This window comes from Hydrogenobacter sp. T-8 (assembly GCF_011006175.1).
In the GTDB taxonomy this organism is placed as follows: Bacteria; Aquificota; Aquificia; order Aquificales; family Aquificaceae; genus Pampinifervens; species Pampinifervens florentissimum.
Genome location: NZ_CP048795.1, coordinates 1,440,735 through 1,467,109 on the forward strand (window position 1 = coordinate 1,440,735; position 26,375 = coordinate 1,467,109).

A 26,375-nucleotide genomic window follows, 5' to 3' on the forward strand; every position below is an offset into this window, starting at 1 on the left:
ATGTTAAGTCTTTTTAGGAGACGCCTGCTTGTGCTTGGAGTGGCTGGTTGTTTTTTTGCCTTCAATTCGTCTCCAGCCCTTGCTGGACTTGTGGGTTCAAAGCCTACTTCTGAAACCCTGACTATGAAGAGAGAGGAAGATATAGCCAAAATCCAAAGAGCCCTTGAAAGCAAACAGCTTCAGGAAAAACTAAAAGCTTATGGTCTCACAAAGGAGGAGGTGGAGAAAAAGCTCTCTGAGCTAAATGACGAGCAGATACATATGTTGGCAAAGGCTTCTGACAGGGTTCTTGCCGGTGGTGATGGTGTTGGGCTCGCCATAGGTATACTTATAATTGCCATCCTTCTTGTAATACTTCTTAAACTTCTAAACAAGGAGATAATCATTAGATGAGAGATGCTCCTGCTTTTGCTTCTTTTCCCCCTTGTTCTTTACTCCAAAAGCCTTGATGTTCCCTTTGTTAAACAGCGGGACCAGTTTTGCGGTCCCGCATCCCTCAGCTCTGTGCTTGCCTATTATGGGCTAAAGGTGTCTCAGGAAGAGATAGCGGAGAAGGTATACAACCCCAAGCTAAAGGGTGCCCTCATTACAGACCTTGAAAACTATGCCAGAGCAAGGGGTTTTAGGACTCTTCTAAAAACCTCAAACCTGCAGGAGCTGAAAAACTACATAGAGGAAGGTCATCCCCCCATAGTGCTTGTGGACTTGGGAACGCTGTGGACAAGCGTCCCCCACTACATGGTAGTTGTTGGATACCGCGAAGATACCTTTTATGTTCACACGGGATATGAAGCCAATAAGCCTATTAAAGCCAAAGAGCTTGACAGAATATGGTCAAAAATGGGAAGGGTTATTCTGATGGTCTATCCATACTGAACCTTTTGGAGAACCTTTTTGTAACCCTCAAGTAGGTCACCTAAGTCAAACCTGAACCTATCTTTATCCAGCTTTTCTCCAGTTTTTGCATCCCATAGCCTGCATGTATCCGGAGATATCTCGTCTATCACCGCAAGGGCACCATCGGGAAGCCTTCCAAACTCTAACTTGAAATCCACGAGCAAAAGACCATGAGACTTAAAAAACTTTTTCAGTATGGTGTTTACCTTAAGGGCTATTTTCACTATATCCTTCAAAGTCTTTTTATCCGCTATACGGAGAAGGATTGCGTGTTCAACACATATAAGTGGGTCGTGTAACTGGTCGTTTTTGTAGAAAAACTCCAATAAGGGCTTTTCCAATTTTTCTCCTTCTTTGAAGCCGAGCCTTTTACATATGCTTCCTGCAGTTATATTCCTTACTACGACCTCTAAGTCAAACCTTTCTGCCTTCCAGACAAGCATTTCTCTTTCGGAAACACGCTCTATAAAATGGGTTTTTACACCCTTTTCTTCCAGCAATTTAAACATTAGGCTTGATATGGTGTTGTTAAGAACACCCTTGCCCTCCACTTCAGCTTTCTTGGTAGCGTCAAAGGCTGTCGCGGTGTCTTTGAAGTATATCAGGCATTTTTCCTTGTCAACCTCGTAAACTTTCTTAGCCTTGCCTTCGTAAAGAAGTTTCATATAATGTATTTTATAGCAAGGAGGGTAAAATGACACCTACACAAAGAGTTGAAGCACTAACGCAGAGTATAAAGTTGACAGATATACTTTACAAAGCTGTTCAGGCAAACGCCTCTGACGTGCATATAACAGCCGGTGCAAGACCGTCGCTAAGGATTGATGGAAAAATAACACAGCTTGTTGAGTATCCTATATTAATTCCAGATGTGACCCAAACGCTTGCCTATTCTGTCATGTCGGAAAGACACAGGAAAACACTTGAAGAAAAGGGACAAGTAGACTTTTCCTTTGGTGTCAAAGACCTTGGTAGGTTCAGAGCAAACGTTTTTTACCAAAGAGGAAGTATCGCAGCGGTTTTTAGAAGGCTTCCCAGTAAGATACTAAGCGTCAAAGATTTAGGGTTAAGTGATAGGGTTCTGGAGGTTTGTCACAAAAGTATGGGTCTTGTTCTTGTAACTGGTCCCACGGGATCTGGAAAAACTACAACTCTTGCAGCACTGATAAATTACATAAATGAAAACTTTCCCCATCACATTATAACTATTGAAGATCCTATAGAATACGTGTTTTCGCATAGAAAGAGTATAGTAAACCAGAGAGAAATAGGTGAGGATGTCCACAGTTTTGCAGATGCTCTCAGGGCTGCTTTGCGTGAAGACCCAGATGTCATCCTTGTGGGTGAAATGAGAGACCTTGAGACAATAGAAATAGCACTAAGAGCAGCAGAAACAGGGCACCTTGTTTTTGGAACACTTCATACAAACACCGCCATATCTACCATTACAAGGATAATAGATGTATTCCCTCCAGAGCAGCAGGAGCAGGTAAGAATACAGCTTTCTTTTGTGCTTCAGGGTGTTATATCTCAGAGACTAATACCTAAGATTGGCGGCGGAAGAGTCCTTGCTTATGAGCTTATGATACCAAATACTGCAATAAGAAACCTAATAAGGGAGAATAAACTTCAACAGATATACGCCATAATGCAGAGCGGGCAGGCTCAAACGGGCATGCAAACCATGAATCAGTCCCTTTACGGACTTTACAAGGCTGGTCTTATATCCCTCGAAGATGCTTATAAATACTCGCCAGATATAAAAGAGTTGGAAAGAATGATAGAAAGAGGAGGGTAAAGATGCCAAGGTTTAAGTATAGAGCCTTTGACGAAACAGGAAACTTTGTAGAAAGTGAAGCAAATTATCCAACTCAAGAAACTTTGATAGCGGACTTACAACAGAGGGGTTTGAGTATCATAGAAGTAATAAAGGTTGATAAGGAAGAAAAAGAAGAGGGTAAAAGAGGGTTAGTTCTCAAACTTCCAATAGGTGGTAAAGTAAGCGATAGAGACCTTTCCATATTTTGCAGACAGCTTGGAACAATGATAAACGCAGGGCTTAACATAATAGACGCTCTTAACATATTGGGAGAACAGCTTCCCAACAAAAAGCTTGCGGAAGCCAGCAAGAAGGTTGCAATAATGGTAAGCGAAGGTAAACCCATATCAAACTCTATGGCTGAATTCCCTGCGGTTTTTCCGGAGTTTGTAATTAATTTGGTTAGGGTGGGTGAGGAAACGGGTAATCTTGATATTGCTCTTATGAGGGCTGCAGATTATTACGAGAAGATGGCAATGATAAAGAGCAAGATAAAGAGCGCAGCCTTTTATCCTACCTTTGTGGTTATAATAGCCACTGCCATAGTTACGGGTATACTCTATTTTCTGGTTCCAACCTTTGCAGAGATTTATGCTTCTCTTGGTGGTGAACTTCCCGCTCCTACCCAAATGCTTATCGCTGCCTCTAACGCCCTTAGGTCAAACCTTATCTTTATACTTGGTTTCATAGTGGCTTTTTCTTTAATATTTAGATTTTTACTCAACAATAGCTACCAGTTTAGAAAATCTGTGCATTCCTTCATGCTAAGAGCTCCAAAGATGGGTGAACTTGTGATGAAAAGCACTATGGCAAAGTTTGCCAGAACTATGGCAACCCTCTTTTCAAGTGGTGTGGCTCTTGAGAGGGCTTTTGAAATAGCAGGTCAGGTAACGGGAAACGTGGTGATAAGAGAGGCTCTTGAGTCTGCAAAGAAGGGGGTTATAGAGGGTGAGCCCATGCACAAGGCTCTTGAAAAAACTGGAATGTTTCCAAAACTTATAATAGCCATGGTGAGGGTAGGTGAAGATACGGGTAGGCTTGATGATATGTTAGACACTATAGCGAGATTTTATGAAGACGAGTTTGATAAGGCTGTGGAGGGGATGATAAAGCTAATAGAGCCCATGCTCATAGTCTTCATAGGTGGTATAGTGGGAGCTATACTCATAGCCCTGTACATGCCCATATTCAAGATGGGTGAGTTGATAAAGTAAGCCTTAGAGTTTATAATTATCAGCTTATGGCTTTAAGCGTAGGAATTGTAGGACTGCCTAATGTAGGAAAATCCACCTTGTTTAATGCTTTAATACAGTCCGCAAAGGCCACAGCCGCCAACTACCCCTTTTGCACCATAGAGCCCAACGTGGGCACAGTTGAGGTGCCAGACGAGAGACTATACAGAATAGCCCAGCTTGAAAGGTCAAAGAAGGTTACGCCTACTTTTATAGAGTTTGTGGATATTGCTGGACTTGTGAGAAACGCCAGCAAGGGAGAGGGTCTTGGAAACCAGTTTCTTGCCCATATAAGGGAAGTGGACGCAATTGCTATGGTGCTTAGGTGCTTTCAAAACCCCGATGTGGTTCACGTGGAGGGCACTGTGAACCCCATAAGGGACGCCCAAATAATAGACCTTGAGCTTATAGCAAAGGACATAGAAACTGTGGAAAAAAGGAAGGAAAGGGTGGAGAAGATGGCAAGGCTGGGAGACAAAAAGGCAAAAGAAGAGTTGGAAATGCTGGAAACAATAAGGGCAATTTTAGAGAACATGGAGCCCCTCAGGAAACATGCAAGGGAGCTAAGCTCCGAGACCTTAGAATATGCGAGAAAAAACCTCTTTCTCCTCACCACAAAACCTCTCATGTATGTGGCAAATGTGAGCGAGGCTGACCTGCCAGAGGGCAACGAGCTTAGCAAAAGTGTTTTTGAATACGCCCAGGCGGAGGGTTCCCCTGCGGTGCTTGTATGTGCCAAACTTGAGGAAGAGCTTATAGGTCTTGAAAAGCAAGAGAAGGAAGAGCTACTAAAATCCTACGGGCTTGAAGAACCAGGGCTAAACAAACTCATAAGGTCTGCTTACTCGCTCCTTGAGCTTATAACTTTCTTTACCGCAGGAGAAAAGGAAACAAGGGCATGGACGGTAAAAAGAGGCACAAAGGCACCACAAGCTGCGGGCAAAATACACTCAGACTTTGAAAGGGGTTTTATCGCTGCGGAGGTGATAAACTACGAGGACTATGTAAAGGTTGGCTCTATGACTAAGGCTAAAGAGCTTGGTCTTGTAAGGCTTGAAGGGAAAGAGTATGAAGTCAAAGATGGTGATATTATCTATTTTAGGTTTAACGTGTAGTAAGCTCATACAAAGCTTTTAAAAACTCTTCAGTGATTTTTTCCCGAGAGAACTTTTCTCTGTATATCCTAAAGGATTGAAAAGAAAAGCTCTGCCATTTTTCCAAAGTAGCTTTAATTTTACAAACGAGGTCTTGAGTATCACCTGCTTTAAAAACATATCCATTTACGCCTTCTTGAACTGCTTCCTTTATACCTCCTACATGGGAGACTACCAAGGCACAACCGCAGGCAAGTGCTTCTACCGCAACTCTTGGGAAGGCTTCTGTGTATTTTGAGGGTATTACACATACATGGGCTAGCTTATAATACTTTTCAACTTCAGCGGTGTATCCTACTAAAAAGAGTTTTTCTGATAGATAGTTTAGCTGAATGAACCTCTCAAGCTCTGTCCTTGCAGAACCATCACCAACCACATAGGCATGTATATCCTCTCTTTCCTTTGTCAATTCAAGAAAGGCTTTAACAAAGTCAAAAACTCCCTTACCCTCATCTAACTTCCCCACAAAAAGAAGGTTTATGGGCTTTTCAGCTTTTTTTACGTATGTAAACCTTTCCTCATCCACTAAATTGTAGATAACTTTTATCCTTTCCCTTCTCACGCCCTCTGATATGAGATTACTTTTAACGCGTTCACTTACCGCAAAAAACATGTCCACATAAGGAAAAACAAACTTCCTTACCATCCACTGTTTCATTCTTTCCATATGTCTAAAGAAGGCAACCTTTGCTCCTGCATATTTACCAGCATACAATGCGTTTGGGTATTCCTTTCCATTGTTTGCTATTATTACGTCAACCTTTTCTTTTTTCAGGACCCTTGCTAATCTTATGGTGTTAATTACCGCGAGGCTATTGGGAAAGGAAATGTAATATTTTCTGACTTCCCTTAGATGTTTGTCCACAAAGGAATCTTTTGCACATACAAGGAATAAATCTACATCCCTTCTTAGCAGTTCCTTAACCATCTCAACAGTATGTATCTCTGTGCCTCCAAAGTTTGGGTTTGGGTTGCCGTTAAGCCAGGCTATTTTCATAGTATCTTTAGCAAAAACTTTGGTAGAAAATCGTTGCCAAAGACAGTTATGCGTCTTAGCTCAAAAAGGTTTTCACTGTCTTCAAACCTACCATGCTTTGTGGTAAAGGCTAACTTATAGCCAGCCTTTTGAACTAAGTCTCTTATCCTTTCATCGTAATCCCCATAAGGATAGCAAAAAGCGGTTATCTCTGAGCCAAGCTTGTCTTCTAAGATAGCCTTTGAGGTGTATATCTCTTCCCATGCTTGTTTTGGGTCTATCTTGGACAGATAGGGATGGGTCAAGCTATGAGAGCCTATTTCAAAGCCAAGATGATGAAGTTCCTTTATCTTACCCCAGTCCATTATAGGTTTTTTTATCCTTAGCTTTTCGTAGTCCCAGCGGTTATATTCGCCCACAAGCCCAACAGGGACAAAGATAAGACATCTGAGGTAATGTTCTATGAAAATAGGCAAGGCTAAATACCAAAAGTCCATATAGGCATCATCAAAGGTAAGCAAAACGCCTCTTGAAGTGCTTCTATTGGGTATTAGGTCTTGAGTCCTTAAAAAGCTAAAGCCTAAGAGCTTAAGCAAACGCACCTGTCTGCTCAATTGTTCTTTGCTTACAAAAAGAGTCTTTAGCCTTGCCTCTTTTGGAGGCTTGCCCACATTATGATAGGTTAGTATTTTCACACCCACAGGCTTATATTTTAAACCCATGTATAGAGACCTTGACGCACAGACCAGAGAAGACCTAAGGCTCTATTTTCAAGACAGGGACTATATGGTAGTCTCTGTGCCAAAGGATGAGCTTATAAGGGTTTATACCCTGCAGGCAAACCATGCAGTGGCGGTTGCCAAGAGAATACATAACTTGGAAGGTCAAAGGGCGGAGCTTATGGGCTATGCCATAATGTCCGCTTTGCTTTTGACATCCCTTGTAAAACATGCAACAGAGCAAAAGGTGCTTTTTAAGGTGCAAACAGATTCTGGAGTTGTAGTCTCAGAGGCGGACGGAAAGGGAAGGGTGAGAGGTTTTATAGAAGGCGACCCACAAGAAGGTTGGGTCTCTGGAGTTTTAACCGTAGTAAAAGAGCTAAGGCTTGGCGTGCCTTACACGAGCATAGTCCCAGTGGTGGGTAGAAACCTAAAGGAGGCACTTTCCTTTTACTTTGAGCAATCAGAACAAACAAAAACCTATTTGGATATGCACTTGGAATTTACCTCAGCAGGAGCTCAGGCAAAGGCTTATCTTGTGCAAGTGCTTTCTGGAGTTTCTCAAAGAAGCATTGACCTTATAGAGGAAAACCTAAGAAACCTCTCCTTTTTAGGCAAAAGACCAGAGGAAATTGCAATTGAAATACTCAAGGATATGGAACCAAGGCTCATAGGTCTCAAGGAGGTGGAATACTACTGCCCCTGCAGTGAGGAGATAGCCCGCTCAAGCCTAATGCTTTTGCAAGAGGAGGAGCTCCAAGATATACTAAACGAGGGTCCTGCGGAGGTGGTCTGTAAGTTCTGCAAGAGGGTCTACCGCTTTAGCAGGGAACAGCTTATGCTATAATTTCTCTAAGACCGCACCTTTCCCGAATGGGTTGCCCCGAGGGGGTCTGGGAAAGGGTGGCAAAACCCAAGGAGGTTAATATGGCTGTAGTTTCTATGAGAGACCTTTTGGAAGCTGGTGTCCACTTCGGACACTCAAAGGGCAGATGGAACCCCAAGATGGCACCCTATCTCTACGGTGTGCGTAACGGTATACACATCGTAGACCTCAACAAAACGGTGGTTTTCCTTGAGCAGGCGTATCACTTTATAGCGGACAGTGTGGCACAGGGTGCGGAGGTGCTCTTTGTGGGCACAAAAAAGCAGGCAAAGGATGTGATAAAGGAAGAAGCGGAAAGGGCTGGCGTACCATACGTGAACGAAAGATGGGTAGGTGGGCTTCTTACCAACTTTAGGACTGTCCGTAAAAGCATCCTTAAGCTCCATACCCTTGAGAGGATGGAAGCGGAAGGTGTCTTCGATGTGCTCCCCAAAAAGGAGGTAAGAGAACTAAAGAGAAAGATGGAAAGGCTCAGAAAGCTGTATGGTGGCATAGTAAACATGGAAAGGTTGCCCAGCATCATCTGGGTTGTGGACACAGTGAGAGAAGCCATAGCGGTCCAAGAGGCAAAGAAGCTGGGCATAACGGTGGTGGCGATAGCGGACTCCAACTGCGACCCAGACTTGATAGACTACCCTGTTCCAGGAAACGATGATGCCATAAAGTCTATAAAGCTCCTTACCTCAAAGATTGCGGATGCAGTGCTTGAGGGCAAGCAGAGAAGGGAAAGCCTTGGAGAGGCTGCAATTGAAGTGCCAAGGAGAAGGGTCATTGCGGTTGAGGAAGAAGAAAAAGTGCTCTTTGAGAAGGCTATGGAAATGTCCGAGAAATACGAATACATTGACAAAGGCGCAGAGGAGGAGTAAGCATGATAAGTGCGGAGATGGTAAAGACCTTAAGAGAGATGACCGGTGCAGGCATGTTAGAGTGCAAGAAGGCTCTGGAAGAAGCAGGCGGTGATATGGAAAAGGCAAAGGAAATACTCAGAATAAGAGGGCTCGCCAAGGCGGACAAAAAGGCAGGAAGGGAAACAAAGGAAGGCATAATCTACGCCTATGTTTCAGAAGATAGAAAAAGGGGAGTGCTTATAGAACTAAACTGCGAGACAGACTTTGTGGCAAAAAACGAACACTTTGTGGAGCTTGCCCTTAACATCGCAAAGCACATAGCAAGCATTCCAGAGAACAAGGATAGGGCAGGCACTGGTGAAGATATTGCAAGCCAAGCCTATGCACAGGACACAAACATAAGCGTAGGAGACCTCATAAAGTCCGCTATAGCCAAGATAGGAGAGAACATACAGCTGAGAAGGTTTGTAAGATACGATACCGAGGGATTTGTGCATGCCTATGTGCATGGCATAGGAAAGGTAGGCGTGCTTATAGACTACTTTGCTCCAAGCCTTAACGACCAAACCCTTAGGGTTGTGCAAGATGTGGCTCTTCAGATAGCCGCTATGAAACCTGAGTTTGTAAGCATAGAAAGCGTTGACCCTGAAGCCCTTGAAAGAGAGAGGAGGATACTAACAGAGCAGGCAAGACAAGAGGGCAAGCCAGAGAACATCATAGAAAAGGTGGTGGAAGGAAGGCTCAGAAAGTTTTATCAGGAAAAGGTGCTATTAGAACAGGCTTTCATAAAGGAAGAAAAGAAAACCGTGGGACAATACATAAAGGAAAGCCAGACAGGTGTGAAAATCAAACGTTTTGTAAGGTTTGAAGTAGGTGGTGTCTGATGGAGGAAGCACCTGTATACAAAAGGGTGCTTTTAAAGCTTTCTGGAGAGGCTTTTGCTGGTGAGCAGGATTTTGGTATAGACCCTAAGTTTCTTGAATATATAAGCCTTGAGATAAAAAGCCTTGTGGAAGTAGGAGTCCAAACCGCAGTAGTGATAGGAGGGGGCAATATCTTTAGGGGTATAGAAGGGCTTGAGATAGGTATAGACAGGGCAACGGGTGATTACATGGGTATGTTAGCAACGGTGATAAATGCTCTTGCCTTGCAATCTGCAATTGAGAGGATAGCACAAATTCCTACGAGGGTCTTGTCTGCTATAGAGATGAGGCAGGTGGCAGAACCCTACATAAGAAGAAGGGCTATAAGACATTTAGAAAAGGGTCGTGTGGTAATATTCGCTGCAGGGACAGGTAATCCCTTTTTCTCCACAGACACCGCAGGTGCTCTCAGAGCCATAGAGATAGGTGCGGACCTTCTTATAAAGGCTACAAAGGTAGATGGCATATACACCGATGACCCGCTGAAAAACCCAAAAGCTGAATTTATCCAAGAAATAGCCTATCTTGAGGCCATAAACATGGGTATTAGGGTTATGGACTACACTGCCATGACCCTCTGCAAGGAAAACAGGCTACCCATATTGGTTCTTAACATAAAGAAGCCAGGGAATCTACTGAGGGCTGTGATGGGTGAAAGGGTTGGGTCTTTGGTGAGGTAGGGGATGAGAAGAATACAAACATACACACAAGGAGGACAGCCATGATAGAGGATATTTTTAAAAGTGCGGAAGAGGATATGAAAAAGGCGGTAAACTACTTTAAGAACGAAACTGCAGGGCTAAGGACAGGTAGGGCAAGCACATCTCTTGTTGAAGAGCTAAAGGTAGAATATTATGGTTCAAAGGTGCCTCTTAAACAGCTTGGAAGTATAAGCGTAAGCGATGTAAACCAGCTAACCATCCAGCTTTGGGATGCCAATGCAGTCTCGGGTGTGGAAAAGGCAATAATGGAAAACTTAAACCTTACACCTCAAAGACAGGGCAATGTGCTAAGGATAACCCTACCACCTCTCACACAAGAAAGAAGAAAGGAGCTTGTAAGGATACTCCATAAAATGACAGAGGAGGCAAGGGTAGCGGTCAGAAATATAAGGAGAGACGCAAAGGAAATGCTTGAAGACCTTGAGGGAGTTTCTGAAGATGAGATAAAGAGAGCTTTAGAAAGGCTTCAAAAGCTCACGGACAAATACATAGAGGAGATAAACGCCATTGCAGAGGCTAAGGAGAAGGAGATAATGGGAGGATGAGGCTTTTTTCCAACACTATACTCCTTGACCCAGAGGAGCACAAAAACCTCAAGTGGCAATGCCTCAAAGGCAACTGTCCTCAAAGCTGTTGTCTTATTCCCGACAGGACCTTTGTGGTCCTTGAAGAGGTGCTTTCCCTCTCAAGACACTTTCCTGTGGTTATAAACATTGAGGTTGACGAAGGAGGAAAAGAGCAAAGGCTTCTTTGTGCATACTTTAGATTAAGGGAGGATAATAAGGGATGTATATATCTCAAAGATGGTGTAGGCTGTCTTTTAGAGGGGGAGAAACCCTACACCTGCAGACAGTATCCCTTTTTTATAAAGGGTGGCTATCTCGCTCTTGACCTTACCTGCCCTGGCTTTTCCGAGGTGGAAGGAGAGGCACTTTGGGAAGGTCAGCTTGTAAATTCCCGCTTTGAACGGGATTTTTATATCTACTCCCTTAGACTTGAGGAGGGGAAGGCTCAAACAGAGGATTTCCTTGACTTGCTTTTTGACCTCGGGTTGGTGGTTGGAGGCAGGGTAAGCTATGAGGGTGTTGAGGTGTCCTTTAACATGGTGGACGAAAAGAGGCTTTTTGAGCTTCCAGAAAATGCCTTAAAGGAGCTTTCAAAAAGGGGATACATAAGGATCATCTACGCTCACCTTAACTCATTGCAGAATTGGGAGCGCCTTATAAAAAGGTATATTAGCGGTTAGATAGTATAAAGATAAGGTCTCCAATCTCATCACGCTGGGAGAGTCTATTGGGCTGTGCCTTTTGCCTTTCAATCCCTGCGTAGGTTTTATTGGAATGTTCCAATCTTCTCGCAAAGAGAAACCTTTTGTTCCAATAGGGTTCATCTATCCTGTTTATTGTTATGCCGGTTTTTTCACTGGCATGCACGAACCTGCCATTTCCTATGTATATGCCTACGTGGGATGGGCCAGGTCTATAGGTAGTAAAGAAGAGAAGGTCTCCGGGCTTTAGGTCTTCAAGTCCTACCTGCACTCCCACACGGGACTGTTCTGCGGTGCTTCTTGGAAGCCTTACGCCGTTTACTTCAAAGACCCTCTGCACGAAGGCAGAGCAGTCCATTCTATAGAGTTCATTGGCACCGAATTTATAGGGTCTTTCCATATAGGTGAGTGCGGTAAGCACTATGTTTTCAGAAGTTGCAAACACAAAACTAAAACTCAGCATTAACCCCGCTATGCCTCCCCTCATGCCTTTTGAGTATATATTCTATTTTTTCCCTTGTCAAGTGTTTTAAAAACTCAAGCCAACCTTTCCAATATATGTCCTTGTAAGTTTTATCCCCTGTGAGCACACGGTAGAAATTTCTCAATGCGTAATCTTTTCCCATTTTGAAGGCAACCCTTTGAAATCTATAAGCAATTCTTGCTATCTTTCCTGCGTAAATAAGCTCTTCCGCCAATGGTTTCAGCATTAGTTCGTAGGCTTTTGTTGGTTCAGAAGGATTTTGTATTATGGCTTTCGCGAGGATTTTGCCTGCCCAAAGGGCGTAGTATATGCCTTCACCGAGTAGAGGGTCTGTCATATTGGCAGAATCTCCTGCGAGCAAAACTCTCTCCTTACCTATTTGAATGTCCTTTTTCCCTTCTGGAAAGGGTATATGCCAACCCTTTGGATGTTTAAAGTTTATGTTTTTACTGAGAGCGTAGTCCCTTAGGATTTCAAGCAGGTTTTCCCTTCCAGTGGTTGCAATGCCAAGGCTTATGCCATCACCATGAGGAAACACCCAAAGATAACCTCTACTTACCCATCCTACCTCAATTAAAACCTTATCCCTTAGACTACCCTCCGTAAACAGCTCAAGACTTCTGAAAAACTTTCTTTTCTTGTATCCAAGAAGTTCTGCGGTTTTAGAATGAAAGCCGTCCGCACCAATTAGATAGTCTGTGTAGAAGTTTCCTCTGCTTGTATAGACCTTGTATTGGTTTCCCTCCTTCTCAAAGCCTATAAACTCCCCAATAAGGAGCTCCGCACCAACTTCAAGAGCTTTTTGCACCAAAAAATGGTCAAACTCAGACCTATCAACTATGTAAGCAACCTCTCTGTTTACCTCCACCTCATACTCCTGCAGACCTCTATAGCCAAGTTTCCCAGAGTTTATCGTGTTTAGTATTAACCCTTTGTAGCCCTCTGGCAGAAGCCTTAGGGTTCTTGCGGACAAACAGCCCGCGCAGAGTTTAAACCTTGGAAGTTTCTCCTTTTCAACTATTAGGACCCTAAGACCAGATTTTGAAAGATGGTAAGCAGTGGAAGCCCCAGCGGGACCACCACCTACAACTACAGCATCGTAAAGCACATATAAAGTTTAACTCACTTACCGTAATACTTACTCAGATATTCAACCATCTTTTGAACATCTTCTTCTTTTATGGGTGCCCCAAAAACTTTTATCATCTTGTTTACAGTCGCTTCCCATCCCTTTTTGTCAAGGAATGGGGAGTTCATCTGTATGTAATCCAAGCTGTGGCATGCTACGCAATTGGCCTCAACAAGGTCTTTACCAGAACCGTTTTTTAGCTTTACGTTCTCGTCAAGGGCAAAGGTAAGGAGCGGAGTAGAAATAAGGATAAAAACAAGTTTTTTCATGGTATGTCCTCCTTATACAACTTTTATGCTGACCTTATGCACCACATTATGATGATAGCCTGCAGGGTTCCATATTAATTCAAAGGTTTGGGTTTGCCCTATGCTGTTTGTAGCCTTTACCATAAGTGTGTATTCACCTTTCTTCAACGGTTTGAAAGTGTAAGACCATTGTCTCCATGAGAATCTTCCATAGTCCCTACCCAGTTCTGCATCGTGCCATGTCTTCCCACCGTCGGTGGAAACCTCAACTTGTTTAATTACGTATCCTCCATCCCATGCTATGCCTTTTATTTCTATAGGCTCACCTCTTCTAAACACCTGGCCATCCTTTATATTGGTTATAAGGGAGTTAACCATAATTTCAGTTATAGGCGTATTTACATTGGTCTCCTGAGATACAAACCTATCCCTCATAGGAAATTTACCAAGAGGTAATCTATAGGCTGGGTTCATCCAAAAACCTTTGTATGCTGTGGATATTACATCTATGCTTATTAGGTGTTTTATCCAGTAAGTGGCAGTCCATCCTGGAACTACAAGTCTTGCTGGGAAGCCATTCCAATGGGGCAATGGCTCTCCGTTCATTTCGTAAGCTATTATGGTGTTTTCATCAAGAGCCTTCCATATGGGTATACTCTTTATGAAATCGGGCGTTTTTTCCGCTACTCCAGTATCTGCCCCGTCAAAAACTACTTCAAGGGCATTGGCTTTTAGACCAGCTTTATTCAGTATATCTTTTAACCTTACACCTTTCCATTTTGCATTACCCATTGCACCGTAACCCCACTGTATACCAGGTACGTGAGGTTTCATAAGTCCCCTTCTGTTTCCGGAACATTGACAAACGGCAACAACTTCCACTTGTTCAAACTTTGTCTTTAGGTCTTCAAGTGTAAGCTCATAGGGTTTTTCTATAGCATCACCACCTATCCTTAATCTCCAACTCTTTGCATCTACTTCTGGTATGTTTGAAAGGTGATACCTTACAAAAAATGCATCGTTTGGCGTAAATATTTCGTTAAAGTAGGATACTGGAGTTTCAAAGTTTGGAGGTCTGTAGGTTTTCTTAATTAAGGGCTTTTTCCCTGGTAAGGTTTCAAGTGTTTGAGATTCAAGTGTACCCTCTGGCAAGTCTTTTACCGCTGTGCCAAGGAGGTCTGGGTTAACAGAGGCAAACACATACTTGGGTAGCAATAAACCTCCTGCACTTAAAGCAAAGGAACCAAGAAGTTCCCTCCTGCTCAACATTTTCACACCTCCTTTTAGTTGTATAGATGGAGTTTAATATGCGTTTAAAAAGCTGTCAACGAATAAGATCTTATATGCTGATAAGAACAATTAATATCCTAATATCCTTATAAGATATAAACCTAAAACCTTAAAAGGCTTGCACCCCATGTGAGCCCGCCACCCATAGCGGTCAAAAGCACTAAATCCCCTCTTTTTAGCTTTCCTTCTTTGTATGCCTCACAGAGAGCTATAGGAATGGATGCAGCGCTTGTATTACCATATTTGTGTATGTTGGAATAGACCTTTTCCATAGACACACCAAGCCTTTCCGCAAGGGCTTGCATTATCCTTATGTTTGCCTGATGGGGGACAAGGAGGTCCACATCCTCTACGGAGAGACCCGCTCTTTGAAGAGCCTCTTCACACACCTCTGCCATGGCACGCACTGCCAGTTTAAAGAGCTCCTTTCCTTTCATCCTTATGTATCCACACCTTTCCGCATAGAGAATTTCCCAGTAGTTGCCGTCAGAACGCATCACAGAGGAGAGAATCTCACCCTCACCCTCGGAGCTAAGCACCACCGCTCCTGCACCATCACCAAAAAGAACGCATGTAGCCCTGTCTGTCCAATCCACTATTTGGGAGAGTTTTTCCGCACCCACTAAAAGCACAGTTTTAGCCCTTCTGGAGGATAGCATAGAACTTGCTATCTCAAGACCATACAGAAAGCCACTGCAGGCTGCGGATATATCAAAGGCGTAAGCCCTGTTTGCACCAAGCCTTGCCTGAAGAAGACAGGCACTTGCAGGAAAGCCAAGGTCTGGAGTAAGGGTCGCAAGGATTATGGCATCAATCTCTTGAGGGTCAATCTGCGCGGACTCTAAGGCTTCAAGGCTTGCCCTATAAGCCATATCTGTAAGGCTTTCTGAACCTGCTATCCTCCTTTCCTTTATACCCGTTCTTGTGGTAATCCAATCGTCGGAGGTATCCACCATCTTTTCAAGGTCAAAGTTGGTAAGCACCTTATCAGGCACATAATAACCCATGCCCCTTATGGTTATGCCCATTAGACCTTTACCTCTTGAGGAAGGAGTTTTTTCAAGTTCTCTGAGAGCCTTTCGTTAAAGTGATGGGTTAAAAACTCATTGGCAACCCTTATGGCGTTCTTTATAGCCTTTGCGTTTGCCCTTCCGTGGGTTATTATCACAGGCTTCTTAGCTCCAAGAAGGGGAATACCACCATACTCTGCGAAGTCCGCCTTTTTCTTAAAGTTGTTAAGGGCTGGTTTCATAAGAACAGCTCCCAGCTTTGCCAAAAAGCTCTTTTGCACCTCCTCCTTTATCATCTGAATCACCGCAAAGCCCAAGCTCTCACTGGCTTTGAGTATTACATTACCCACAAAACCATCGCACACTATCACATCAAAGGTTCCTGCGTATATGTCTCTTCCCTCAGCGTTTCCAAGAAAGTTTAGTTTGCTGGCTTTTAAGAGCGGATAAGTTTCTTTGACAAGCTCGTTGCCTTTGCCCTCCTCCTCTCCTATGCTTAGAATACCCACCCTTGGGTTTTTTATGCCTAATATCTCCTCCGCATAGGTGTGTCCTATAACTGCAAAGTGGAGCAGATGCGAGGGTTTACAGTCCACGTTTGCTCCCACGTCAATGAGAACCGTTTTACCTTTTGGATTAGGCAAGGCGACCGCTATGGCTGGTCTTTCAAGGTCAGGAATAGAGCCTATTACAAACTTGCCAACCGTTAGAACCGCACCCGTGTTTCCCGCAGAGACAAGACCCTCCGCCTTGCCCTCTCTTACCAACATGCCTGCCACATAAAGAGAGGAGTTTTTCTTTCTCAAGACATTAGAGGGTGCCTCGTGCATCTGCACCACATCCCCTGCATGAACTACCTGCAGACCGTCAAACTTCTCCCTTTCAAGGACTTGTCTTATTTTTTCTTCGTCCCCTACGAGGATGCTTTCAAGACCAAGCTCCTTGTAGGCAAGAATACAACCCTTTACTATCTCCTCGGGGGCGTAGTCCCCTCCCATACAGTCAACTGCTATTTTTGTCATGAAGTCTTAAGAACTTCCCTACCCTTGTAGTATCCACAATACGGGCAAGCTCTGTGTGGCATCATAAGCTCACCACAGTTAGGGCAGGTGGCAAGGGATAAAGAACTCAGTTTTGCGAAAAAATTCTGTGCTCTCCTTTGGTCTCTTCTCCACCTTGAGGTTTTTCTCTTTGGAACTGCCATCTTATAGCCTCCATAAGGTCTTAGTGGGAATTGTATTATAACACATTCGCCTTTTTGAGAAGGTCACCAAGGGTGGTGGTTTTTTCCTCAAGGTTTTCATAGAATCCCGCACTACAGTCAGGACTGCAAAGGGGCTTTGTGGGTATGCTAAGTATTATCTGCTCTCTCACAAGCTCTGTGAGGTCAAAGAACTCTTCATCCTCAAAGAAGGAAACATCAAGCTCTGAAGGCTTTAGATATAGCACGTCCTTAGTAGGATATGGCTCTATCCTAATGGACTCACTCCTACCTATGTCCTTATGGAACACAGTCAGACATCTGCTACACTCAAGCACCACATAACCTTCAATCTCCATGTTTACCCTATATCCACCCTTTTCCTTGGTTATCTCCACATAAACGCTCACAGGCTCTCTTATTTCACCAAGGTCTGGAGGTAGCTTTAGGTCTTCTGGCTTGAAAACATAGCTCTGGGAGAACCTGTTTTTTGTTTTGAATATCTCTTTGAGGTTTAGCTTTACCATAATGGTTTAAAATATCTCAAGGCTGAGGAAATTTCAAGGAGGTCATTATGAAGCTTGTAGCCATTGGAGGAGGAACGGGGCTTTCAACACTTTTGAGGGGGCTAAAAGAGAAGGTGGGAAAAGAGATTGAAGACCTCTCTGCCATAGTCACGGTGGCGGACAGTGGAGGAAGCACGGGAAGGCTCAGAAAAATATACAACATGCCAGCACCGGGAGACATAAGAAACTGCATTGTTGCTCTTTCGGAGAGCGAGGAGATAATGCAAAAACTTTTTCAGTTTAGGTTCAAAGGTGGAGAGCTTGAGGGTCATGCCTTTGGAAACCTTTTCCTTGTGGCTCTTACAGAGATAACAGGTAGCTTTATGCATGCGGTAAACATAGCCTCACAGATACTGAGGACAAGGGGAGAAATAATACCTGCAACCCTTGAAAGCGTTCAGCTTTGTGCAGAGTTTAGCGACGGGAAGCTCCTCTGTGGAGAAGAGGATATAACCGAGTATGGAAAGCACGACGGAGTGAGGATTAAAAGTATATGGATAGAGCCAAGGGAGGCAAAAGCACCCATAGATGCTATTGCAAAGATAGAGTCTGCGGATGTGATAGTTTTTGGTCCTGGGAGCTTATATACGAGCATAATCCCTAACCTACTCATTCAAGACATAAGGGAAGCGGTAAACCATTCCTTAGCCCTAAAGGTTTTTGTGGTAAACGCTATGACCCAGCCTGGAGAAACCGACAGCTTTACCGCCTATGACCACATAAAGACCTTTAAAGAGTATACGGGCATTGAAAGGATAGATGTGGCTGTGATAAACACAAAAATGCCATCAAGTTCTGTTTTGAAGAGGTACTTGGAACAAAAGCAAGAACCCGTAGTGCCAGATGTGGCAAGGATAGCAAAGGAAGGTATAGAAGTATATACAGAGGACCTAATAGGCGATAAGGACGACTTTGTAAGGCACGACCCACACAGGCTTGCAGACCTTATAGTGGAAATATACAAAAAGCATGGCGTATTTTCTTAACTTTGACATTTCAAGGCTTTCTGTAGAAGAAGCTAAGGTGGTGATTTGTGGTAGTGGCATCGCAGGACTTACCAGTGCCATAGTTTTAAAGGAGCTTGGCATAGAGCCTGTTGTCCTCACAAGGGGGATAGGAAACACCTACTACTCTCAAGGTGGCATTGCCTGTGCCCTTGACCCAAAGGACAGTCCATACCTTCATATGCTTGATACTCAAAAGGCAGGAAGGGGGCTATGCAAAGAGGAAACCCTCAAAATTCTCGTGGACGAAGGCATTCAAAGAATGGCAGACCTCAAAAGGTGGGGTGTGGTCTTTGACGAGGAGACCACCATAGAGGGAGGTCATTCCTTTCCAAGAGTCTATAAGGTAAAGGACTATACGGGCAAAGCCATATACCAAGCCTTGTGGAAGAGGGCTCAAAGCTTAGGCATTAGGGTAATAAGGGGAGAGTTAGAGGAAATCCTTGGAGAGGAAAGGGTAGAAGGGCTTGTTTACCATGAGGGGCAAAGCCTTAGAGTTATAAAAACACCTGCCATCCTTTTGGCAACGGGCGGTTCCGCAAGCATGTTTTTGCATACCTCTAACCCAGTAAAGGTAAGAGGAGACGCACTGGGCATAGCACTAAGGAAGGGCGTAAAACTAATTAACCCAGAGTTTGTGCAGTTTCATCCCACAGTGGTGAAAAACACCAGCATACTCATCTCAGAAGCAGTAAGAGGAGAGGGTGCTATTTTGGTGGATTCCAAAGGTGAGAGGTTTGTGGAGGAACTCCAGCCAAGAGATGTGGTAGCAAGGGCGATATACAAAAAGCTAAGACAAGGACAAGAGGTTTTCCTTGACCTAAGACCCATAAAAGCCAAAGGAGTAGACCTCTCCAAGAGGTTTCCCACCATATACTCCATGCTAAGGGAAGCAGGCTACAACCCAGAAACCCAACCCATCCCCATCACACCCGCATCTCACTACTTTATAGGTGGCATTGAGGTAGACAGCTATGGAAAAACCACCTTTGAAGGTCTCTATGCGGTAGGAGAATGTGCCTGCACGGGCGTGCATGGGGCAAACAGACTTGCCTCTAACTCCTTGCTTGAGGGCTTGGTTTTTGGATACAGAACCGCCTACAGAATTTTTCATGACCTTTCCTTTTTGAAAAAGCCAAAGGAGACCTATTACAAAAACAAAAGGGAAGGGCAAAAAGACCCACCTTACACCTTTGAAGACCTGAGAAGGCTTATGTGGGAAAACTGTGGACTGGAAAGGGAAGAGACCTCTCTCAAACAGGCACTTGAAAAGCTAAGCACATGGCTACAAACATGGAAAGACTGGAAACCCACCATAGAAAACCGCCAGCTTTTTGACATAAGCCTAACCGCTATGGCTACCCTTAGCTGTGCTCTTTGGAGAAGGGAAAGCAGAGGCGTGCACTATAGGGTGGATTATCCTTTTGAGAGAGAGGAGTTTAGAAGGGATAGCCTTTTTACTCCTCGTTTTCTTATGTTGGGAGAGTAGTCCTTTTTACAGGTCTTTGAGAGTTTCTATTTTTTGTCTTTAAAAGTTTTTACCCCTCACGGTGGGTTTAAAACCAAAGAAATAGAGGAGGCACAGGAAGTGCTGACAAAGTCGCCATCCCTCACGGTGGGCTTAAAACCGTTGCCATACCAACACCAAAGGACGCCCAGAAAAGGTCGCCATCCCTCACGGTGGGCTTAAAACTTACAATAGGGTTTTGCTCTCCCTCCTTGTAAACTTCAGTCGCCATCCCTCACGGTGGGCTTAAAACCGTCAAAGGCTGGATAAGGTTTAGAAAGCCTCTCACTAAAGGTCGCCATCCCTCACGGTGGGCTTAAAACCTCAAACCTACACACAAAGAAAAGCAAGAAATATCAAGCATTTTATTAGGGTAGCACCCCTCTCAAGTGAAGGTAGTTTGCCAAAAGTGTCAGGTCCTGCAAGGTTGAGTGTGGTATTGTCAAATTTAAACCCCTAAGAGACAAGGCTTTGAAGCATCTGTCATCAAAACATCAAAGCATCATTGCATCTCTATGCTAAAACATAAAAGCATAAGGGCATTAAAATATAACCTACGAAAGACAATCCTCACAAAAGGCAAAAATTCAAGAAAAGCATCATATCTCTACCCTATCACCTTTGAGAAAACCCACAGGTCAGAAAGACTATAGGGAAAGACCGCCACAGTGGAAGTTAACAAACAGAGACCTGTCAAAGCCTTTTAGTCAATACTACCCCCTCAACTTCAAGGAACAAAAACCCTATTCAACTGCCAAAATGTCAAGGGAGGCAAAGCTCCCACAAAATGCCTTGGGATTATTATAGCTCAAAACCTCTTCCATATCAATCCAACACAAAAACAAAGGGGATGCTATAATAAAAAATTCATGGAGGCAAAGCTAAGTAAATACTACAGGGATATAGACATAAGGGAACTGGGTAGGCTCTTTGAGGAAAAGCTCAGAAGGGTCTCTCCCACTATGGAGTATGTGAGAAACCTTATACTTGATGCCAAAATGCTCTATAGGATACTCTCTGACGAGGAGTTTGACCTAAAGGAAGAAGCCAAAAGGGACTTTGTGTCCGCACTCTTATACTTTATAGAAGACAAGGACTCCATACCTGACCGCATACCCATGATTGGATACTGGGATGACTATAAGCTCGTAAGATATGTAAAGGAAAAGCACAAGGAAGAGATAAACCGCTACTTCTCACAGGTTAAGCACTTTATAGCCAACTACTTCTAATGGTGGGCTTTCTGCTCTATAGGCTTTTTCAGGCTTTTATAACCCTGCTGGGTGTTACCTTTTTGTCCTTTCTTATCATAAAACTTGCACCGGGGGACTACCTTGACCAGCTAAGGCTAAACCCTCAAATATCTCCAGAGACCATAGAAGCTCTAAAGAGACAATACGGTCTTGACCAAAACCTCCTTCTGCAATACGTAAAGTGGCTTACCTCTGCTCTTAGGTTTGACCTTGGATACAGCTTTCAGTATCATGCTCCAGTTTCTCAGCTAATAGGTGAGAGGATTTGGAATACTCTTTTGCTTACTGCCACTTCTACGGTTTTATCTTGGCTCATAGCAGTCCCTCTTGGTTTGTTGGCAGGGCTAAAGGAAGGCACTTGGATAGACAGGCTTATAAGGGCTTATAGCTACGTTTTTATGTCTTTTCCTTCCTTTTTTCTCGCTTTTATTATCCTCGTTTTGGTTTCAAAAACTGGCTACTTGCCAGTGGGTGGTCCCTTTAGCCCAGACTTTCATAAGCTAAGCCTCTGGAGTAAAATAGTGGATGTGCTTTCTCATCTTTTTGTGCCTGTGCTTACTTTGACCCTTGTATCCTCTGCGGGTCTCATAAGGCTCATGAGAAGCAGTGTTATAGAGATAAAAAACAGCCCCATGGTGGTAATGCTTAGGGCAAAGGGTGTATCCGATTGGGTTATTATTAAACATATACTCAGGAACGCCATGAACCCTTTTACCACTCTTATTGGCTACGAGATAGCGGGTCTGCTTTCGGGTGCGGCGCTTATTGAGATAATAGTGGGTTGGCCTGGGCTTGGGACTCTTATGTTGGATGCGGTGCTCTCTCAAGACCTCTTCCTTGTTATGGGAGGTCTATACATTGGCACTATAATGCTACTTATAGGAAACCTTATTGCAGATATCCTTCTTGCTATTGTGGACCCGAGGGTAAGGGAGAGGGAGATAATAAAATGAAGGAGGTTTTGCTATGCCAAAGGTAGCCATTATCCTTGCGGAAGGTTTTGAAGAGGTGGAGGCGGTTGCACCCATTGATGTGCTAAGGCGTGCGGGTGTGGAGGTTATAATTGCTGGGCTTTCTCCCGAGCCTGTTGCCAGTGCAAGGGGTGTAAAGATAGTTCCAGATGCCACCATTGACCAGCTTAATGCGGAGGAGCTTGACCTTGTCATATTGCCCGGTGGTGCAGGTGGAGTGGAAAAGCTAAAACAAGACCCAAGGGTGGAAAGGCTCATAAAGGCTATGCAGGAAAAGAAAAAGCTCATCGGTGCTATCTGTGCAGCACCTACCGCTTTGGCAAAGTTTGGTGTTCTTGAAGGCAAGAAGGCAACCGTGTATCCCACCCTTGTGGAAGAAATTAAGCCCGCTCAGTTTGTGGACAACCCAGTGGTAGAGGATGAGAATGTGATAACCAGTCAAGGACCAGGCACAGCCCTTGAGTTTGGTCTAAGGCTCGCAGAAAGGCTCGTAGGAAAGGAAAAGGCTAAGGAAGTGGCAAGGAGGATGTTAGTTCAATACGAATGATACAGGTTAGGGTAAAGCCCGGTGTAGAGGAAAAGATAAGAGGCTTTTTCCCTTGGGTATATAGACCAGAGATTATAGGCTACTCTAAACCACCTCAAAAGGGAGACCTTGTGGTAGTAAGGGACTTTGGAGGTAAGTTTCTTGGCTATGGCTATATAAACCCTTCCGCCAACATAAGCATAAGGATACTGTCCTTTGACAAGGAAGAGCCAATCAATCAGGAGCTCATAAGAAAAAGGCTACAGCAAGCCCTTGAGTATAGAAGGAGGTTAAACATAAACAGCAACGCCTACAGGCTTGTCCACTCGGAGGGAGACCTCTTGCCCGGTCTTGTGGTGGACGTATATGGCGAATATGTGGTGGTGGAGTTTACCACCTACGGGATGAATAAGCTAAGAGACTGGGTAATTCCTGCACTTATTGACCTTTTGAAACCTAAGGGGATTTACGAAAAAACTGACGAGTATGTAGCCTCTGCGGAAGGCTTTAGAGAAAAGGGAGGTGTTATATACGGAGAAGTGCCAGAGGAGGTCATAATCTGGGAGCATGACCTTGAGTTTATAGTCAACATCCCTCAGGGGCAAAAAACCGGCTTTTTCCTTGACCAAAGGTGGGCAAGAAGGCTCATAAGGAGCTTTGTTCGTCCGGGGGATGAGTGTCTTGATGTTTTCTGCCACACGGGGGGCTTTGCCCTTAGTATGAAAAAGGCGGGTGCGGGAAGGGTTATAGCCATAGACATCTCTGACCTTGCCCTTGAAACTGCAAAGAAAAACGCAGAGCTAAACAAAATTGAAGGCATAGAGTGGATAGAGGCAAACGCCTTTGACCTGCTTAGACAGTTTCATAAGGAAGGAAGAAAATTTGACCTTGTGGTAATAGACCCACCTTCCTTTGCAAAGAATAGAGCGTCCGTTCCAAACGCCCTGCGAGGTTATAAGGAGCTTTTAGTGAGAGGCTTGCACCTTACAAAACCCGGTGGATACTTAGCCATATACTCCTGTTCCTTTCATATAACAAGGGAGCATCTTTTAGAAGTGCTCGCATCCGCAGGCAAAGATACAAGAAGGCAGGTTCGTATTGTGGCGGAGAGCTTTCAAGACCTTGACCATCCATGGGTCTTGCAGATGCCTAATACCCTATATCTAAAGGGAATATATGCGGAGGTGTTATGATGGAGATAAGTCAAGCCTTTATATTGGGGGTGGTGGAGGGACTTACGGAGTTCCTGCCTGTTTCTTCCACAGGACACCTTATCCTCACCGCCCATCTTCTTGGCATACCTCACAACACCTTTACCAAGAGCTTTGAAATTTCCATACAGCTTGGCTCAATACTGGCGGTGGTTTTTCTCTATTGGAGGAGGTTTCTTACAGACCTTGAGCTTTGGAAGAGGATAGCGATTGCCTTTCTGCCTACAGGAATTCTCGGCTTTAGCCTCTACAAGTTCATTAAGGGATACCTTATAGGCAACGATGTGGTGGTGGTTATAGCTTTAGTGCTTGGTGGTGTTTTTCTCCTTTTTGCGGACAGAGTGTGCGAAGGTTTTTGTTATCTTAGAGATGCAAGAGAGCTCAGCTACAAAAGAGCCTTTGCCATAGGTCTCTTTCAGAGCCTTGCCATGGTGCCTGGGGTTTCAAGGTCCGCGTCCACCATAATAGGTGGTATGCTAATGGGTCTAAACAGGAGGGCATCTGCGGAGTTTTCCTTCCTCCTTGCGGTTCCCACCATGCTTATTGCCACAGGTTATGACCTATTTAAGTCTCATGGAGAGTTTCAAAGTCAAGACTGGCAGGTGCTTTCTGTAGGCTTTATAACCGCCTTTGTCTCTGCCCTAATAAGCGTAAAGGCACTGCTTGCTTTCCTCTCAAGGCACTCCTTTGTTCCCTTTGGCGTATATAGGATAGTCGTAGGCTTGGCTTACGCCTACTTTTTTCTGCTATAATTTATCTGATGAAGCTCATAGCAGGAAACTGGAAGATGAACCTCACACCCTCTGAAACAAAAGAATACATCTCAAGGTTTCTCCCTCTTGTGGAAGACATCTCAGACAGAGAAATACTCCTGTGCCCACCTTTTACATCTCTGTGCGTAGCCCATGAGCTCCTAAGGGAAAGCAAGGTCAAGCTTGGCGCTCAAAACTGCCATTATGAGCAAAAGGGTGCATACACGGGGGAGATTTCTCTCAATATGCTAAAAGACCTTGGCGTTTCCTACGTGATAATAGGTCATTCAGAAAGAAGATGGATTTTTGGCGAGTCTGACGAGCTAATAAACAAAAAATTGACCACTTGCCTTCAGGGGAATATAAGACCTGTGCTTTGTGTGGGTGAAAGGCTTGAAGAGAGAGAGGCGGGTTTAACCTTCAAGGTGGTGGAAACTCAAATAAGGCTTGCACTTTCTGGAATAGAACACTACACGGACAGCATAGATATAGCCTATGAACCTGTCTGGGCTATAGGGACAGGAAACCCTGCCACACCAGAAGACGCCCAGCTTGTCCACGCCTTTATAAAAGACCTGCTCCACCAAATAAACCCACAGCACGCAGGAAAAACAAGGGTGCTATACGGTGGGAGCGTAAACCCAAAGAACGCAGGAGATTTTATGAAGATGAAGGACGTGGACGGCTTGCTTGTGGGTGGTGCCAGCTTAGACCCTGAATCCTTTGCTCAAATCGTAAAGTCCTTTTAAACTCAAAATAGGTATGGGAGCGTAGAGGAGAAGTATCAGGGGCAGGCTCAAGTTTGTGTTTTCTATGGTAGACCTAATAAGGTTTATAAAAAACCAATGGGCGGAGAAGGAAACAACAAGTGCAAAAAGTCCGAGTTTTAGACTTCGCCATCTTATGTAAACCCAACCCACTATAAGGCTCATAAAGAGAGGAAGAAAAGAGGTCAATGTTCGCTTTGATAGCTCGTAGGCGTATTGTCTGTAGTTTATTCCTATGCCTTTACCAAGAAGGCTAAGCACAAAAAGCTCCCTCATGGAGAGGTGCTCTGGCTTTTCCGCAAGAGGACCTATCTGAGAAAGGTCAATAAATTCAAAGGTTAGCTTTTGAAGTTTTTCTTCGCCAGTAGAGAGGTCTTTAAGGCTCGCCTCGGGAAAGTCCAACATTTCGCCATGCCACTCTCCAGTCTCTGCGGTTGCTACTTGCGTTATAGACCCATCCTTTACCTTAAGAAGATAAAAGCCATGCACCTTGCCAGTGGATAAGTCTACAAGCTCAAAGTTGTAAAATTCTTTTTCTCCATTTTTTTCCTGCGTAAGCCACAAGTTTCTCACTATTCCCTTTTCTATCTCCTTAGCCTTTTTGTATTCCTTTTCTATGCTAAAAAGCCTCTTTTGACTTTGTGGATAGAGCCAATAACTACCAAAAAGGTTAAAAATTGAAAGGAAAAGAGAGAAAAAGATAGCAAAGGAGAAAAATCTCAAAGGTGAGATGCCAAAGCTTTGAATAAGCAAGTCTATCTTTCTCTGAAAGAGTCTCCTGAGAGCTACAAGCAAGGCAAGGGCGTTCACAAAAGCACCAGAGTAAAAAAAGGCAGTGGGAAGGAAGTTAAGAGAATAAGATAGCACAACCTCAGGATTTCTATTCTTGAAAACCAAGAAAACCTCACCTATCATATAGGCGTATAGTATTCCTATGAGAACCATAAGAAGGAGAAAAAAGGTTTTGATGTGATTAAGAAGAAGGTATTTACTAAGCATGGGCTAAAATTTTA

The 26,375-nt window shown here is 44.0% G+C and carries 32 protein-coding genes; 19 read left to right on the plus strand and 13 right to left on the minus strand.

Annotated elements, in window-relative coordinates; all coding sequences use genetic code 11:
- Both G3M65_RS08335 and G3M65_RS08340 read left to right on the plus strand, forming a co-directional pair.
- Positions 1–393, plus strand: a complete 393-nt coding sequence (locus G3M65_RS08335) for a PA2779 family protein (protein ID WP_173834115.1) — start codon at positions 1–3, stop codon at positions 391–393.
- A gap of 3 nt (positions 394–396) precedes the next feature.
- Positions 397–876: a C39 family peptidase gene (locus G3M65_RS08340; RefSeq protein WP_173834116.1), complete on the plus strand. Its 480-nt coding sequence runs from the start codon at positions 397–399 to the stop codon at positions 874–876.
- Here the strand turns inward: G3M65_RS08340 and purC are convergent.
- Positions 864–1,562, minus strand: coding sequence for a phosphoribosylaminoimidazolesuccinocarboxamide synthase (purC, locus tag G3M65_RS08345; protein WP_173834117.1), 699 nt, complete (start codon positions 1,560–1,562; stop codon positions 864–866). The two genes, G3M65_RS08340 and purC, sit on opposite strands and share 13 nt — an antisense overlap.
- 29 nt (positions 1,563–1,591) lie before the next feature.
- On the opposite strand from purC, the gene G3M65_RS08350 reads away from it, so the two are divergent.
- From G3M65_RS08350 to ychF, 3 genes are read left to right on the plus strand one after another with little or no spacing between them, the layout of a single operon-like run.
- On the plus strand, positions 1,592–2,695 hold the full coding sequence (locus G3M65_RS08350) for a type IV pilus twitching motility protein PilT (RefSeq protein WP_305793575.1): 1,104 nt from the start codon (positions 1,592–1,594) through the stop codon (positions 2,693–2,695).
- Positions 2,696–2,697: 2 nt separating this feature from the next.
- Positions 2,698–3,930: a type II secretion system F family protein gene (locus G3M65_RS08355; RefSeq protein WP_173834118.1), complete on the plus strand. Its 1,233-nt coding sequence runs from the start codon at positions 2,698–2,700 to the stop codon at positions 3,928–3,930.
- A 26-nt stretch (positions 3,931–3,956) separates the two neighbouring features.
- Positions 3,957–5,063 (plus strand): redox-regulated ATPase YchF, encoded by a 1,107-nt coding sequence (ychF, locus tag G3M65_RS08360; RefSeq protein ID WP_173834119.1) that lies wholly within the window; start codon positions 3,957–3,959, stop codon positions 5,061–5,063.
- On the opposite strand, the gene G3M65_RS08365 is transcribed toward ychF, so the two are convergent.
- Positions 5,053–6,099, minus strand: coding sequence for a glycosyltransferase family 4 protein (locus tag G3M65_RS08365; RefSeq protein WP_173834120.1), 1,047 nt, complete (start codon positions 6,097–6,099; stop codon positions 5,053–5,055). The genes ychF and G3M65_RS08365 overlap by 11 nt on opposite strands.
- Positions 6,096–6,779 carry a polysaccharide deacetylase family protein gene (locus G3M65_RS08370; RefSeq protein ID WP_254426262.1) on the minus strand — a complete coding sequence of 228 codons (684 nt, stop codon included), beginning with the start codon at positions 6,777–6,779 and terminating at the stop codon, positions 6,096–6,098. The genes G3M65_RS08365 and G3M65_RS08370 overlap by 4 nt, the downstream gene beginning before the upstream one ends.
- Before the next feature lie 19 nt (positions 6,780–6,798).
- Here G3M65_RS08370 and G3M65_RS08375 point away from each other — a divergent pair, with 19 nt between their 5' ends.
- The 6 genes from G3M65_RS08375 to G3M65_RS08400 all read left to right on the plus strand — a co-directional run bounded on the left by G3M65_RS08375 (position 6,799) and on the right by G3M65_RS08400 (position 11,422).
- The gene (locus G3M65_RS08375; RefSeq protein ID WP_173834121.1) at positions 6,799–7,644 is read left to right on the plus strand and encodes an Hsp33 family molecular chaperone HslO; all 846 of its coding nucleotides are present in this window, start codon (positions 6,799–6,801) and stop codon (positions 7,642–7,644) included.
- A gap of 80 nt (positions 7,645–7,724) precedes the next feature.
- On the plus strand, positions 7,725–8,549 hold the full coding sequence (rpsB, locus tag G3M65_RS08380; RefSeq protein WP_173834122.1) for a 30S ribosomal protein S2: 825 nt from the start codon (positions 7,725–7,727) through the stop codon (positions 8,547–8,549).
- A 2-nt stretch (positions 8,550–8,551) separates the two neighbouring features.
- Positions 8,552–9,415, plus strand: coding sequence for a translation elongation factor Ts (gene tsf / locus G3M65_RS08385; protein WP_173834123.1), 864 nt, complete (start codon positions 8,552–8,554; stop codon positions 9,413–9,415).
- Positions 9,415–10,134 (plus strand): UMP kinase, encoded by a 720-nt coding sequence (pyrH, locus tag G3M65_RS08390; RefSeq protein WP_173834124.1) that lies wholly within the window; start codon positions 9,415–9,417, stop codon positions 10,132–10,134. The genes tsf and pyrH overlap by 1 nt, the downstream gene beginning before the upstream one ends.
- Positions 10,135–10,175: 41 nt before the next feature.
- Positions 10,176–10,721 (plus strand): ribosome recycling factor, encoded by a 546-nt coding sequence (gene frr / locus G3M65_RS08395; protein WP_173834125.1) that lies wholly within the window; start codon positions 10,176–10,178, stop codon positions 10,719–10,721.
- On the plus strand, positions 10,718–11,422 hold the full coding sequence (locus tag G3M65_RS08400) for a SapC family protein (RefSeq protein WP_173834126.1): 705 nt from the start codon (positions 10,718–10,720) through the stop codon (positions 11,420–11,422). The genes frr and G3M65_RS08400 overlap by 4 nt, the downstream gene beginning before the upstream one ends.
- Here G3M65_RS08400 and G3M65_RS08405 read toward each other — a convergent pair.
- The 8 genes from G3M65_RS08405 to G3M65_RS08440 all read right to left on the minus strand — a co-directional run bounded on the left by G3M65_RS08405 (position 11,412) and on the right by G3M65_RS08440 (position 17,332).
- A complete protein-coding gene (locus G3M65_RS08405; protein ID WP_173834127.1) occupies positions 11,412–11,906 on the minus strand; it encodes a C40 family peptidase in 495 nt (164 codons plus the stop codon). The genes G3M65_RS08400 and G3M65_RS08405 overlap by 11 nt on opposite strands.
- Positions 11,893–13,035, minus strand: coding sequence for a geranylgeranyl reductase family protein (locus G3M65_RS08410; protein WP_173834128.1), 1,143 nt, complete (start codon positions 13,033–13,035; stop codon positions 11,893–11,895). Before G3M65_RS08410 ends, G3M65_RS08405 begins: the two co-directional genes overlap by 14 nt.
- A 14-nt stretch (positions 13,036–13,049) precedes the next feature.
- The gene (locus G3M65_RS08415) at positions 13,050–13,325 is read right to left on the minus strand and encodes a c-type cytochrome (RefSeq protein WP_173834129.1); all 276 of its coding nucleotides are present in this window, start codon (positions 13,323–13,325) and stop codon (positions 13,050–13,052) included.
- Between the two features lie 12 nt (positions 13,326–13,337).
- On the minus strand, positions 13,338–14,573 hold the full coding sequence (locus G3M65_RS08420; RefSeq protein WP_173834130.1) for a molybdopterin-dependent oxidoreductase: 1,236 nt from the start codon (positions 14,571–14,573) through the stop codon (positions 13,338–13,340).
- A gap of 122 nt (positions 14,574–14,695) precedes the next feature.
- Positions 14,696–15,622, minus strand: coding sequence for a beta-ketoacyl-ACP synthase III (locus G3M65_RS08425; RefSeq protein WP_173834131.1), 927 nt, complete (start codon positions 15,620–15,622; stop codon positions 14,696–14,698).
- The gene (plsX, locus tag G3M65_RS08430; RefSeq protein WP_173834132.1) at positions 15,622–16,626 is read right to left on the minus strand and encodes a phosphate acyltransferase PlsX; all 1,005 of its coding nucleotides are present in this window, start codon (positions 16,624–16,626) and stop codon (positions 15,622–15,624) included. Before plsX ends, G3M65_RS08425 begins: the two co-directional genes overlap by 1 nt.
- Positions 16,623–16,808, minus strand: coding sequence for a 50S ribosomal protein L32 (gene rpmF / locus G3M65_RS08435; RefSeq protein WP_173834133.1), 186 nt, complete (start codon positions 16,806–16,808; stop codon positions 16,623–16,625). The genes plsX and rpmF overlap by 4 nt, the downstream gene beginning before the upstream one ends.
- A gap of 35 nt (positions 16,809–16,843) precedes the next feature.
- Entirely contained in the window at positions 16,844–17,332 is a 489-nt protein-coding gene (locus tag G3M65_RS08440; protein ID WP_173834134.1) for a YceD family protein, read from the minus strand.
- Positions 17,333–17,379: 47 nt separating this feature from the next.
- On the opposite strand from G3M65_RS08440, the gene G3M65_RS08445 reads away from it, so the two are divergent.
- A complete protein-coding gene (locus G3M65_RS08445; protein ID WP_173834135.1) occupies positions 17,380–18,357 on the plus strand; it encodes a gluconeogenesis factor YvcK family protein in 978 nt (325 codons plus the stop codon).
- Positions 18,341–19,864 (plus strand): L-aspartate oxidase, encoded by a 1,524-nt coding sequence (nadB, locus tag G3M65_RS08450; protein WP_173834136.1) that lies wholly within the window; start codon positions 18,341–18,343, stop codon positions 19,862–19,864. The genes G3M65_RS08445 and nadB overlap by 17 nt, the downstream gene beginning before the upstream one ends.
- A gap of 121 nt (positions 19,865–19,985) precedes the next feature.
- Here the strand turns inward: nadB and G3M65_RS10665 are convergent, their stop codons facing one another.
- Positions 19,986–20,114 (minus strand): hypothetical protein, encoded by a 129-nt coding sequence (locus tag G3M65_RS10665; RefSeq protein WP_438616889.1) that lies wholly within the window; start codon positions 20,112–20,114, stop codon positions 19,986–19,988.
- Between the two features lie 637 nt (positions 20,115–20,751).
- On the opposite strand from G3M65_RS10665, the gene G3M65_RS08455 reads away from it, so the two are divergent.
- The 6 genes from G3M65_RS08455 to tpiA are packed head-to-tail and all read left to right on the plus strand — an operon-like array spanning position 20,752 to position 25,344.
- Positions 20,752–21,114, plus strand: coding sequence for a YkvA family protein (locus tag G3M65_RS08455; RefSeq protein WP_173834137.1), 363 nt, complete (start codon positions 20,752–20,754; stop codon positions 21,112–21,114).
- Positions 21,114–22,088, plus strand: coding sequence for an ABC transporter permease (locus G3M65_RS08460; protein ID WP_173834138.1), 975 nt, complete (start codon positions 21,114–21,116; stop codon positions 22,086–22,088). Before G3M65_RS08455 ends, G3M65_RS08460 begins: the two co-directional genes overlap by 1 nt.
- 13 nt (positions 22,089–22,101) lie before the next feature.
- Complete coding sequence (locus G3M65_RS08465; RefSeq protein WP_173834139.1) at positions 22,102–22,653, plus strand: DJ-1 family glyoxalase III; 552 nt, start codon at positions 22,102–22,104, stop codon at positions 22,651–22,653.
- Positions 22,650–23,825, plus strand: a complete 1,176-nt coding sequence (locus G3M65_RS08470) for a class I SAM-dependent rRNA methyltransferase (protein WP_173834140.1) — start codon at positions 22,650–22,652, stop codon at positions 23,823–23,825. Before G3M65_RS08465 ends, G3M65_RS08470 begins: the two co-directional genes overlap by 4 nt.
- Positions 23,825–24,595, plus strand: coding sequence for an undecaprenyl-diphosphate phosphatase (locus G3M65_RS08475; protein WP_173834706.1), 771 nt, complete (start codon positions 23,825–23,827; stop codon positions 24,593–24,595). Before G3M65_RS08470 ends, G3M65_RS08475 begins: the two co-directional genes overlap by 1 nt.
- 8 nt (positions 24,596–24,603) lie before the next feature.
- Positions 24,604–25,344, plus strand: a complete 741-nt coding sequence (gene tpiA, locus G3M65_RS08480) for a triose-phosphate isomerase (RefSeq protein ID WP_173834141.1) — start codon at positions 24,604–24,606, stop codon at positions 25,342–25,344.
- Here tpiA and G3M65_RS08485 read toward each other — a convergent pair.
- Positions 25,303–26,361: an LptF/LptG family permease gene (locus G3M65_RS08485; RefSeq protein WP_173834142.1), complete on the minus strand. Its 1,059-nt coding sequence runs from the start codon at positions 26,359–26,361 to the stop codon at positions 25,303–25,305. The two genes, tpiA and G3M65_RS08485, sit on opposite strands and share 42 nt — an antisense overlap.
- Positions 26,362–26,375 lie beyond the last annotated feature (14 nt).

Coding starts and splice junctions, on each gene's coding strand:
- G3M65_RS08335 (WP_173834115.1), top strand. CDS start 1: ATGTTAAGTCTTTTTAGGAGACGCCTGCTTGTGCTTGGAGTGGCTGGT.
- G3M65_RS08340 (WP_173834116.1), top strand. CDS start 397: ATGCTCCTGCTTTTGCTTCTTTTCCCCCTTGTTCTTTACTCCAAAAGC.
- purC (WP_173834117.1), bottom strand. CDS start 1,562: ATGAAACTTCTTTACGAAGGCAAGGCTAAGAAAGTTTACGAGGTTGAC.
- G3M65_RS08350 (WP_305793575.1), top strand. CDS start 1,592: ATGACACCTACACAAAGAGTTGAAGCACTAACGCAGAGTATAAAGTTG.
- G3M65_RS08355 (WP_173834118.1), top strand. CDS start 2,698: ATGCCAAGGTTTAAGTATAGAGCCTTTGACGAAACAGGAAACTTTGTA.
- ychF (WP_173834119.1), top strand. CDS start 3,957: ATGGCTTTAAGCGTAGGAATTGTAGGACTGCCTAATGTAGGAAAATCC.
- G3M65_RS08365 (WP_173834120.1), bottom strand. CDS start 6,099: ATGAAAATAGCCTGGCTTAACGGCAACCCAAACCCAAACTTTGGAGGC.
- G3M65_RS08375 (WP_173834121.1), top strand. CDS start 6,799: ATGTATAGAGACCTTGACGCACAGACCAGAGAAGACCTAAGGCTCTAT.
- rpsB (WP_173834122.1), top strand. CDS start 7,725: ATGGCTGTAGTTTCTATGAGAGACCTTTTGGAAGCTGGTGTCCACTTC.
- tsf (WP_173834123.1), top strand. CDS start 8,552: ATGATAAGTGCGGAGATGGTAAAGACCTTAAGAGAGATGACCGGTGCA.
- pyrH (WP_173834124.1), top strand. CDS start 9,415: ATGGAGGAAGCACCTGTATACAAAAGGGTGCTTTTAAAGCTTTCTGGA.
- frr (WP_173834125.1), top strand. CDS start 10,176: ATGATAGAGGATATTTTTAAAAGTGCGGAAGAGGATATGAAAAAGGCG.
- G3M65_RS08400 (WP_173834126.1), top strand. CDS start 10,718: ATGAGGCTTTTTTCCAACACTATACTCCTTGACCCAGAGGAGCACAAA.
- G3M65_RS08405 (WP_173834127.1), bottom strand. CDS start 11,906: ATGCTGAGTTTTAGTTTTGTGTTTGCAACTTCTGAAAACATAGTGCTT.
- G3M65_RS08415 (WP_173834129.1), bottom strand. CDS start 13,325: ATGAAAAAACTTGTTTTTATCCTTATTTCTACTCCGCTCCTTACCTTT.
- G3M65_RS08420 (WP_173834130.1), bottom strand. CDS start 14,573: ATGTTGAGCAGGAGGGAACTTCTTGGTTCCTTTGCTTTAAGTGCAGGA.
- G3M65_RS08425 (WP_173834131.1), bottom strand. CDS start 15,622: ATGGGCATAACCATAAGGGGCATGGGTTATTATGTGCCTGATAAGGTG.
- plsX (WP_173834132.1), bottom strand. CDS start 16,626: ATGACAAAAATAGCAGTTGACTGTATGGGAGGGGACTACGCCCCCGAG.
- rpmF (WP_173834133.1), bottom strand. CDS start 16,808: ATGGCAGTTCCAAAGAGAAAAACCTCAAGGTGGAGAAGAGACCAAAGG.
- G3M65_RS08440 (WP_173834134.1), bottom strand. CDS start 17,332: ATGGTAAAGCTAAACCTCAAAGAGATATTCAAAACAAAAAACAGGTTC.
- G3M65_RS08445 (WP_173834135.1), top strand. CDS start 17,380: ATGAAGCTTGTAGCCATTGGAGGAGGAACGGGGCTTTCAACACTTTTG.
- nadB (WP_173834136.1), top strand. CDS start 18,341: ATGGCGTATTTTCTTAACTTTGACATTTCAAGGCTTTCTGTAGAAGAA.
- G3M65_RS10665 (WP_438616889.1), bottom strand. CDS start 20,114: ATGGCGACTGAAGTTTACAAGGAGGGAGAGCAAAACCCTATTGTAAGT.
- G3M65_RS08455 (WP_173834137.1), top strand. CDS start 20,752: ATGGAGGCAAAGCTAAGTAAATACTACAGGGATATAGACATAAGGGAA.
- G3M65_RS08460 (WP_173834138.1), top strand. CDS start 21,114: ATGGTGGGCTTTCTGCTCTATAGGCTTTTTCAGGCTTTTATAACCCTG.
- G3M65_RS08465 (WP_173834139.1), top strand. CDS start 22,102: ATGCCAAAGGTAGCCATTATCCTTGCGGAAGGTTTTGAAGAGGTGGAG.
- G3M65_RS08470 (WP_173834140.1), top strand. CDS start 22,650: ATGATACAGGTTAGGGTAAAGCCCGGTGTAGAGGAAAAGATAAGAGGC.
- G3M65_RS08475 (WP_173834706.1), top strand. CDS start 23,825: ATGGAGATAAGTCAAGCCTTTATATTGGGGGTGGTGGAGGGACTTACG.
- tpiA (WP_173834141.1), top strand. CDS start 24,604: ATGAAGCTCATAGCAGGAAACTGGAAGATGAACCTCACACCCTCTGAA.
- G3M65_RS08485 (WP_173834142.1), bottom strand. CDS start 26,361: ATGCTTAGTAAATACCTTCTTCTTAATCACATCAAAACCTTTTTTCTC.